The sequence below is a fragment of the Hymenobacter aerophilus DSM 13606 genome (genome assembly GCF_000382225.1).
In the GTDB taxonomy this organism is placed as follows: domain Bacteria; phylum Bacteroidota; class Bacteroidia; order Cytophagales; family Hymenobacteraceae; genus Hymenobacter; species Hymenobacter aerophilus.
Genome location: NZ_KB907848.1, coordinates 1 through 8,894 on the forward strand (window position 1 = coordinate 1; position 8,894 = coordinate 8,894).

The window sequence follows — 8,894 nt, forward strand, 5'->3', positions numbered from 1 at the left end:
CCTCTATGTCGAATTTCACAGCCTGCTGGTGCGAACACGCTAGCATGAGCTGAATTGATAATGGTGGCTTTAGCCCGGGTGTTCACCTCTTCCCATTCCGAACAGAGTCGTTAAGCCCCGGAGCGCCTATGGTACTGCCTTCACCGGTGGGAGAGTCGGTCGCCGCCAACCTTATCAAGCCTGCTGCCCCGCAGCGTTCCTTCATCCAAGGAATGCGCGGGGCAGCTCGCGTTTATAGCTATGCTGGCCAGCTCTGCCGTAGCAGTGATGCTGGGCTAGGCGTATAGTAGAACGGCCCGTTCCTTCGCATGAGGAGACGGGCCGTTTGGCGTTAGTGGAAACCAGGGCTACTGCTTGGGGCCGGATAAGCTAAGCCGCGTCTGCAAACGTAGCTATGGATCTATACCATTCGTAAGAAAACGTCTTCCAAATAGAAGATATTATGTGGCTGGCTGGCTTCATACTCTGCGGCCTCATCCTCATTGTCCTGTTCTTCTTCGGCTTCTTCCATCGTTATATCAAATGTCGGCTCGTCCTCATCCTCGCCAAACAGGTCGTCGGCCGGGTAGGTGCAGGAGAGCTTCAGGGCCACGTTGGGCAGGGCAATGGGGGGGCGGGCTTCAGTCGTGTACTCGAGCAGGCAGGGCCACTCCTGCACAGTGGCCAAGGCTTCGGCTACGTCTTCCTGCAGTTGAGAGGAGCGCGTGCCGGCCAGCCGGAGCAGCTGGTCGAGGCGCTGGAAGGGAAGGCCCAGGTGGAAAAAGTGCGGCTCCCCGTCGAAATCAGTAGTCGCCCAGATGGTCACGTCGTCGGAGTTATCGAAAACGACAGCCGTCAGGTGTACTTTTTCGATGAAGAAATCCGTGTCGTCGGCCAGTGCGTCTATCAGTCTTCGCATTATTCTTGAGTTGGCGGGAAGGATTTTCCGGCGCTGTTACCGGCCATTTCTTCCAAAGAAAAGACAAAAGATGCAAAGCCATAGCGCCGGCCACCACCCGGGCAGGGCCGACCTGGGTGCACGGAAGATGTTGCGCGTGATCAGGCCGCCTGAAAAAGCTCCAGCGTAATGTGGTCGGCCAAGAGCTTGCCCGCGTTGGTCAGGCGTAGCCAGCCGGCTGCTAGGGTTGCCAGGCCAGTGGCCTGTAGTTGGGCCAGATAAGCAGCCCGGGAAGCGGGCAGGTCGATGCCAAACTGGTCGCGCAGGCGGTTCAGGTCGCAGCCCCGGGCCGTGCGCAGGCTGGTCATGAGGTATTCGTTGGCTTGATCCAGCGGGCTTAGCGCCTCTACGGTGGCCGGCACCGTGCCTTCGTCGAGCACGGCGGTTACGTAGCGCGGGTTGTTGGCCAACGTGGCGTGGCGGCTGTGGCCGTTGAAGGAGTGGGCGCTGGGGCCCAGGCCCAGGTAGGGCACGCCGGCCCAATAAGCCGAATTATGGCGTGACTCGCGGCCGGGCCGGCAGAAGTTGCTGATTTCGTACTGCTCGTAGCCATGATGGGCCATTTCGGCCAACAGCATTTCAAAGTGCCGGGCCACGAACTCATCGGGTGGCGGCCGGAACTGGCCCTTACGCAGCTGGCGGCCGAATACAGTGTCGGGCTCGATGGTGAGGGCGTAGCAGGAGAGGTGCGGTACCTGCAGCGCAAATGCCGCCGCCATATCGGCCTCCCAGATGCCGTGGTCGGGCGCCGGCACGCCGTAAATCAAATCCACCGAAATATTCTCGAAGCCTGCCTCCTGGGCCCGTCGCACGGCCTGGCCCGACTCCTGGGCCGTGTGCGCTCGGTTCATGAGGCGCAGGTGCGGCTCGTGGAAGCTTTGCAGGCCGATGCTGAGCCGGTTGATGGGCGAGGCGGCCAGTTCGCGCACTTTGGCGGGCGTGAGGTCGTCGGGGTTGGCTTCGAGAGTAATTTCGGCATCGGAAGCCACCGCAAAGCGCTGGTTGATGGCCGCGAGCAGCTGGTCCAGTTCCGCGGCGGAGAGCAGCGAGGGAGTGCCGCCACCGAAATAGATGGTTTCTATCGTCGCGCCCGGCTGCAGGTAGTCGGCTCGCAGATCCATCTCAGCCACCAGCGCCTCCATCAGGCGGCTCTTCAGGCCCATGCTGGTGCTGAAGTGGAAGTCGCAGTAGTGGCAGGCCTGCTTGCAGAAGGGAATGTGGAGGTAGATACCGGACAAGGGAATGGGGCTGTGGGGCGGAGTTGGGCCCGGTTTCCAATAAACCAGCGCAACGCGAGGCAGGAACAACGCGCCGGGCAAGCAAATTCAACCCGACTGATTAAGCGAGCTGCCGTTCGCCGGGCCGGGTGGTAACCTTGCGCCACGCACCGACACAGGGAGCGGGAAATCAGTAGTAAGAGCCCCGGCCTTCGTCCACCAAAAAGTATCTTCGGGAAATTAAATGCCGCGGTTCGCGTTGCACTGGCACAAATGTACGTCCGCCTCCTCGCTTTCTGGTGTTTGCTGCTGAGTGCGACCGGGTGGGCGGCGGCCCAGGGCAGTACGCCCCTGAATCCGGCTGCCCCGCCGGTTTCGGCGGTGCCGGCCGTGGCTCTACCGCCCGATTCGGCCCGGAAAGCCCCGCCGGTGCCACCCCGGCCGGTGCGGCCCGTGGTGCTGCGCCTCGAAACCGAGGCTGCCGACCAGGCCGTACTACGGCCCTACCGCTACCGGCGGCAACTGCCCGATTCGCTGGCGGCGCTGCGCGAGGTGCGCCAGCTGGTGCTGGCGCTGCAGGCCGATGCCTACCTGACGGCCTCGGCCGACGAGCTGCGCTGGCGCCACGACACGCTGCTGGTGCGTTTGTACGTGGGTGAGCCATTCCGCTGGGCCCGGCTGCGCAATGGTAACCTGGGCGACGCGCTGCTGGTGCGGGCCGGCTTCCGCGAGAAACTCTACCGCCAACAGCCCCTGCGGCCCCAGGAGTGGGTGAAGTTCCAGGAAAACGTGCTGGAGGAGGCCGAAAACCAGGGCTACCCCTTCGCCACCGTGGGCCTCGACTCGCTGGCGCTCCGCGGCACCGAAATAGAGGGCCGGGTGGTGTTGCGCCGGGGGCCGTCCATCGTGTTTGATTCCATCCAGCTGATCGGCAAAACCAAAACGAAAGCCCTGTTTCTGAGTCGCTACCTGCAGATTGAGCCCGGCCAGCCATTCAGCCAGCAGCGCCTGCTCGATGCCGACCGCCGCCTGCGCCAGTTGCCGTACCTGCAAGTGAAGGCCGCGCCTGAGGTGCGCTTTGCCCGGGGCCGGGCGCGGGTGTACTTTCTGCTCGAAGACCGCACGGCCAACCAGTTCGACGCCATTGTGGGCGTGTTGCCCAACCCCAACCCCGGCCTGGGCCAGAAGAAGCTGCAGATAACCGGCGACGTGACGCTGAACCTGCGCAACATCGGGGGCGGCGGCAAGGGTCTGGGGCTGCAGTGGCGCAAGCTCGACGCCACCTCGCAGCTGCTCGACGCCCAGTACCTGCACCCCACCTTTTTTGGCACGCCGCTCGAAGTCAGCGCCTCGTTTAATCTGCTCAAGCAGGCAGACTTGTTCCTGACCACCCGGCCGCGGCTACAAGTTGCCTACCCCACGGCGCGGGCGGGGCGGCTGGCCCTGTTCTTCGAGCAGCGCAACTCCCGCCTGCTCAACCAAGACTCGGCCCTGCAGCAGGCCACCCGGCTGCCCGAAAACGTGGACTCGCGCTTCGGCTCCTACGGCCTCGACTACACCTGGAACACGCTCGACGACCCCTACTTCCCACGGCGAGGCCTGCTGCTGAGCGGGCAGGCGGCCATCGGCAACAAGCGCATCAGCCCCAATTCCGACCTCAAGCCCGAGCTCTACAAGGGCCTGGCGCTGCGCACCCGCCAGGTGAGCCTGGGTTTGCGGGCCGAGCGGTACTTCCGCATCGGGCGGGGCGGGGTGCTGCTCACGCGGCTGCGGGGCGAGGCTCTGCTCAACGACCGGCTGTTTCTCAACGACCTGTTCCGGCTGGGCGGGCTGGCCACGCTGCGCGGCTTCAACGAGCTGAACTTCTACGCCAGCCAGTACGCCGTGGGCACGGCCGAGTTCCGCCAGTTCACCGGCCCCGACACCTACGTTTTCCTCTTTGCCGACCAAGCCTACCTGCGCCGCGACCTGCCCAACGACCCCTACCCGCGCGACACGCCCACCGGCCTAGGGGCGGGCCTGAGCTTCCGTACCGGCGCGGGCCAGTTTCAATTCGTGTATGCCCTGGGCCGCAGCGAGCAGCAGCGTTTCGGGTTGAGCTCGGGCAAAATTCACTTCGGCATCACCAGCCGGTTTTAGCTTCCACAAAAAAGAGCGGCCGCCCGGCACCGGGCGGCCGCTCTTTTTTGTGGAAGCTAAAACCGGCTGGTCAGGAGCCTTATTTGAGGGCTCTTTTCAGCTCGTTGGCGGCCAAATCCTCGGCCTCGCGGGCCTGGGGCACCACGGCGCCCATGCCGAAGAACTCGTGCGTGACGTTGGGGTAGAGCTGGTAGGTAGTGGGCACGCCGGCCGCTTTCAGGTTGTCGGCCAGCGTCTTGCCCTCGCTCATCAGTGGGTCGATGCCAGCACTGATAACGGTAGCGGGCGGCAGGTTTTTCAGGTTGGCGTGCACCAGGTCAATCAGCGGGCTCTTGCCATCGGCGGGGCTGCGCAGGTAGTACTTAAAGAACCAGGCCATAAAATCCTTGTACAGCGGCTTCGACTTGGTGTGCTCCTGATAAGAAGGGGTGTTCAGGTCGTAGCCCGCAATAGGGAAGATGAGCACCTGGTGTTTGGGGACCTGCACGCCCTTGTCGCGGGCCATCATGCTGACGGCGGCGGCCAGGTTGCCGCCGGCACTTTCGCCGGCCACGGCTACGCGCTTGGGGTCGCCATTAAACGAGCCCGCGTTTTTCAGCACCCACTGATAAGCCGCAAACGAGTCGTTGTGGGCCGTTGGGAACTTGTGCTCGGGGGCCTGGCGGTAAGCCACCGAGGCCACGATGGCGCCGGTTTTGGCCGCCAGGCCGCGGGCCGAGGCGTCGTAGGTGTCAAGGTTGGCAATGACCCAGCCGCCGCCGTGGTAGTACACCACTACCGGTAGCGGGCCGGTGGCGCCAGCCGGCGTATAAAGCCGCACTTTCAGGCCGGGGGCGGCCATCTTGCTCATGGTATCCACGTCGGCGTAGGGCGCCGGAATGTTGTACTTCTGCATCACGGCCATCAGCGCATCCTTGAAAGAAGGGGCCTTGCGGACTTCGGCCGGGGTGAGCTTATCGGGCGGGGTGGGGCCGCTGAGGCTGTCGAGCTTCTCGATAACGGCCAGCATCTCGGGGGCGATGTTGGGGGCCCAGGCCGGCGGCGGACTGGTGGGCTTCACGGCGGCCATGGTGCCGCCACCGGCGGGCATAGTGCCGGCCGCAGTGGCTACCGAGTCGTTGGCGGGGTTGGTGGTGGCCGTTTCGGTGGTTTGGTTGGAGTTGCAGGCCGCCAGCAAACCCAGGCCGGCGAGCAGGGCCGGCACTTGCCGCCACTGCAGAGTAGAACAAGTGAGCATAATTAGGAGAACGATTAGGGTAAAAAGATGAAAGGCTTAACGCAGCTACTTTCCCCGGGTGTCGACTATTCCCGAATTATGTACGCAGCGGCGGCAGGCGGCCTTTAACCCGCCGCGCAAAGGGTAATTTTTATAGCTGATAATCAAGGATGAAACCCCGCAAAATGGCAAATTTCAGCCGTTGATAGCTCATTTCTCGAAAACGTGCGTACATTTGTATTACCAAACAGTGCGGGGTGGAGCAGTTGGTAGCTCGTTGGGCTCATAACCCAAAGGTCACTGGTTCGAGTCCAGTCCCCGCTACCTAAAAGGGCGTTTCCATTGCGGAAACGCCCTTTTCTTTTGTACGTGGGACAGTTTGTAGGACAAATTGGGGCCACCTCGCCACTTTATGCGCTGAGCGTTGGCTTTATTCGTCAAATAGCCGGACACATTTTACCCCAGTGATATGCCCGCCCATCTTTATCAGGGGTGAGCATATACATTTTGCCAGAACCCGTATCTAATAGATGCCTATCCCCTATCATCTGATACCGCCCATTTTGGGCCCAGTTGTAGAGCACAAATACAAAGGCGGCTAGAAGGGACAATATCGCAGCTCGAAAGCTTACCAGTTTTGAGAGTGTGTCCTTATTCATCTGTTTTATCTTGTGCTGCCAACTCCAATACCTTCATGTCGTAAATCATGCCTCCTACAGTTGAATAAGGAAGTTGATACCGTTTTGCTAGGTCGGCGGTAATTGCTTGGGCGGGGCCTTTCTTCTTCGTGGTGAGTAAGTCAGAAAAAAGCAGAGTAGATTGAGTAGAGTCCATACCAGAGTATCCCATCATAATCTTTAGCACGGTATCCCTGCTCACATTGTATTTGGCTGATACAGCGTCTAGTTTACCATCGCTATTCAGAAGCCAATCGTTTATATCTGCGGTCTGCTCTATGGTGGGAACAGCTTGAGAGGGCTTTTGCTCAACCTCACCTGTCCCTGAACTACAAGAGGAAACAAGCCACATTACATAGGCAACAGGTAGAAACTTGTATTTCATAGTCCTGTTAGTAACATTTCATGCACCCGCGCAACCCGTTGGCTTGTGCTTGGGTCGTGGTTAAGCTCTTGACCTCATAGGTACACCGACGCAGGGCCGCGCAATCCTTGCCGCCGTGGTAGACCACCGTCTTCCCATTGGCGCATACATAGACGGTGGTTGCGGCTGCCACTGGGGCGGAAGCAGTAGCGGCCGTAATGGTCGAGGCAATGGGCGCGGCCGTAGTCAGGGCCAGCAAAAGGGCGAAAGAGCCAAATAGCTTCCTCATAGATTGTTGAACGTTAGATAGGTTTGCCCTGCAATATGGGGCAGCTATCAGCAGCACACAAGGCCCAACCCTAATCAGACCGCTCGCTTTGTCGTAAATTTGGGTAATGGCAAGAATCTCATTTCCAAATTATTCGCCCGTTCCGTTAGGTGTTGCGGGCAGTGGTGAAGCGTTTCTTCTTCAGGGCGGCGGGGCACCCCTAGCGACGATTGCCCGTCAGGATTTAATAGCCCGCCACGCAGCCGAAAAGGCAGCCGCCAACAAGCAGAAGCAGGAGCAACAGGAAGCCCAGCAGATGCAGCGGTTACGGTCGGGCATTGCTACTACTGGGTTCTTGCCCTATAAACCGATGCTCGACCAAGAGCGGGCGGGGCTCTATAAGCAGCTTCAGGGCGTGATTCACAATCCCAACCTGAACAGCGTTGACAAGCAGAGCCAAGCCGACGAGATTATCGCCAACCACAACAGTAAGGTGGATTGGACCAAGCAGCTCGAAAGCCGGTTTAAGGATGTGGTCCGGCTTTCCAGCGGGGCCGATGCGCCCTACAACCCGGCCGCCGTGGATGCGGCTTTGAACGCCACGCTGAAAGACAAGGATGGGAACATCCTTAAACCGGGTACCTATAGCCCCGACGCCCCCAGCGCCGTGCTCGACAACCCGGATACGTTCGACCGGACCGCCGTAGCTACCCGGTTCCTCGACCAGCTCGCTAAAGAAGATTCCTCTACCGTTTCCACGGCAGCCACGCCCGGCCGCTATGGGCAGCGCAGTACGGCGACCTCCAACTTCTTTGAGGTAGAAGACGGTGCTTTTAAGCTGGACCCGACGACCGGCCGACGCATTGCCCGCACCAGCCGCCCGGAAGTAGTAGAGGCCGCCCGGCGCGACCCGTTTGTGAGCAAGCTAATCGACCAGCAGATGAAAGCCCACGCGGCGACGGTGGCCGGGGTGGTGGAGAAGATGAAGGCGTTAGAGCCGCTGACGGAACAAGAGCAGCAGCTAGTCGAGCAGGAGCAGACCGGCTCCAAGCGGTATACTCAGTACCTCGATGAGCTATTACTTCCCCACGCGTACCAGCGGAGCACCGAGATTCAGACGTATGCCCGGCCGATAGCTCCCAAAGCTCCCAAGGCAGCCCCTAAGAAATCCGCGTCGGAAATTACCGTTACGCCGACCGTGGGCTATCAGGCCAGCACCTACACCCCGGAGCCTACCGGCCTGCGCCAGCGCACCATGAAAACGGCACTTGGTATAGACCCGGCCCAAGTAACCAACCATTATCCCACCGTGGGGGTAACCTTCGCCAGCGCCCGGAGCCCGTTTGCTGAGGTATTGGTAGACAACCGGGGCGCGGAAGTGGTAGGCCAGAACGGCACGACTACCAAGCTCGCGCAGGGTAACGGTAAGGTGCCCGCCCGAATCACCAGCCGCGACCTGGCCTTGTACATCAACGGCAAGCGCGTAGGCCGCAGTCAGGCGTTTACCTCCGATACCGACGCCTACGCCTACCTGCTTTCCACCATTGAGGGGCTAACCCCGGAGCAGGCCCGCAAGGCTGAATTTCGGGCTGAATACCGGGGCAGCATTACCGATAAGGCTCGCACCCTGAACAGCGGGACCGGGGGCCAGGACGTAGCCGGCAACCAGGAAGCGGAAGGGGCCAGCTCGAAGAAAACCAACCCCTGGGATATTTCGCAAACGAAGGGCCGCAACTCAGGACCTACGGCTACGGAGCAATCGGTTATCATCCCGGCCAACCAAACCACCGACGCCCTGAGGTGGTCTAGGCAAGACGGACAGAAGAAGGACGTATATTTCTTCTGTTATGACAGCAAAATCCAGCGGGACGTCGCCCGACAAACGGCGTAAATACGGCGACGCGTTTAAGGCCGAGGCCCTACGCCTGGCCAGCGAGAGCCGTAGCACGCAAGCCGCGGCCCGGCAACTGGGCATCAGCCCCAAGCTGCTCTACCGCTGGCAGCAGGCCCAACTCGTCGCCGAAGTAGGCAGTATAGAAGTGGCCCGCGACCCGGAAGTGCGGGCCCTGCGCGCGG

General features: G+C 61.0%; 7 protein-coding genes, 1 tRNA gene and 1 rRNA gene. 5 read left to right on the forward strand and 4 right to left on the reverse strand.

What is annotated here, in order from left to right; genetic code table 11:
- Positions 1–59 precede the first annotated feature (59 nt).
- Positions 60–171 (forward strand): 5S ribosomal RNA (gene rrf / locus H145_RS0118935).
- 229 nt (positions 172–400) lie between these two features.
- Here the strand turns inward: rrf and H145_RS0118940 are convergent.
- Together H145_RS0118940 and hemW are read right to left on the reverse strand one after the other, a co-directional pair.
- Entirely contained in the window at positions 401–898 is a 498-nt protein-coding gene (locus H145_RS0118940; RefSeq protein WP_019949724.1) for a hypothetical protein, read from the reverse strand.
- Positions 899–1,038: 140 nt separating this feature from the next.
- Complete coding sequence (hemW, locus tag H145_RS0118945; RefSeq protein WP_019949725.1) at positions 1,039–2,175, reverse strand: radical SAM family heme chaperone HemW; 1,137 nt, start codon at positions 2,173–2,175, stop codon at positions 1,039–1,041.
- Positions 2,176–2,427: 252 nt separating this feature from the next.
- On the opposite strand from hemW, the gene H145_RS0118950 reads away from it, so the two are divergent.
- A complete protein-coding gene (locus H145_RS0118950; protein ID WP_157541824.1) occupies positions 2,428–4,293 on the forward strand; it encodes a BamA/TamA family outer membrane protein in 1,866 nt (621 codons plus the stop codon).
- 79 nt (positions 4,294–4,372) lie between these two features.
- Here the strand turns inward: H145_RS0118950 and H145_RS0118955 are convergent, their stop codons facing one another.
- Positions 4,373–5,530 carry an alpha/beta hydrolase gene (locus H145_RS0118955; RefSeq protein ID WP_240471734.1) on the reverse strand — a complete coding sequence of 386 codons (1,158 nt, stop codon included), beginning with the start codon at positions 5,528–5,530 and terminating at the stop codon, positions 4,373–4,375.
- Between the two features lie 230 nt (positions 5,531–5,760).
- Between H145_RS0118955 and H145_RS0118960 the strand changes: the two genes are divergently transcribed.
- Positions 5,761–5,833: transfer RNA gene (locus tag H145_RS0118960), tRNA-Met, on the forward strand.
- A 327-nt stretch (positions 5,834–6,160) separates the two neighbouring features.
- Here the strand turns inward: H145_RS0118960 and H145_RS0118965 are convergent.
- Complete coding sequence (locus H145_RS0118965; RefSeq protein ID WP_019949728.1) at positions 6,161–6,571, reverse strand: hypothetical protein; 411 nt, start codon at positions 6,569–6,571, stop codon at positions 6,161–6,163.
- Between the two features lie 617 nt (positions 6,572–7,188).
- On the opposite strand from H145_RS0118965, the gene H145_RS0118975 reads away from it, so the two are divergent.
- Both H145_RS0118975 and H145_RS22145 read left to right on the forward strand, forming a co-directional pair.
- Positions 7,189–8,709, forward strand: coding sequence for a hypothetical protein (locus tag H145_RS0118975; protein ID WP_019949730.1), 1,521 nt, complete (start codon positions 7,189–7,191; stop codon positions 8,707–8,709).
- A partial coding sequence (locus H145_RS22145; RefSeq protein ID WP_033426454.1) for a transposase occupies positions 8,666–8,894 on the forward strand: 229 nt, incomplete at its 3' end. The genes H145_RS0118975 and H145_RS22145, both read left to right, overlap by 44 nt.

What these genes read in the sequence shown, in the direction of transcription:
- H145_RS0118940 (WP_019949724.1), bottom strand. Translation starts at nt 898, where the DNA reads ATGCGAAGACTGATAGACGCACTGGCCGACGACACGGATTTCTTCATC.
- H145_RS0118950 (WP_157541824.1), top strand. Translation starts at nt 2,428, where the DNA reads ATGTACGTCCGCCTCCTCGCTTTCTGGTGTTTGCTGCTGAGTGCGACC.
- H145_RS0118955 (WP_240471734.1), bottom strand. Translation starts at nt 5,530, where the DNA reads ATGCTCACTTGTTCTACTCTGCAGTGGCGGCAAGTGCCGGCCCTGCTC.
- H145_RS0118965 (WP_019949728.1), bottom strand. Translation starts at nt 6,571, where the DNA reads ATGAAATACAAGTTTCTACCTGTTGCCTATGTAATGTGGCTTGTTTCC.
- H145_RS0118975 (WP_019949730.1), top strand. Translation starts at nt 7,189, where the DNA reads ATGCTCGACCAAGAGCGGGCGGGGCTCTATAAGCAGCTTCAGGGCGTG.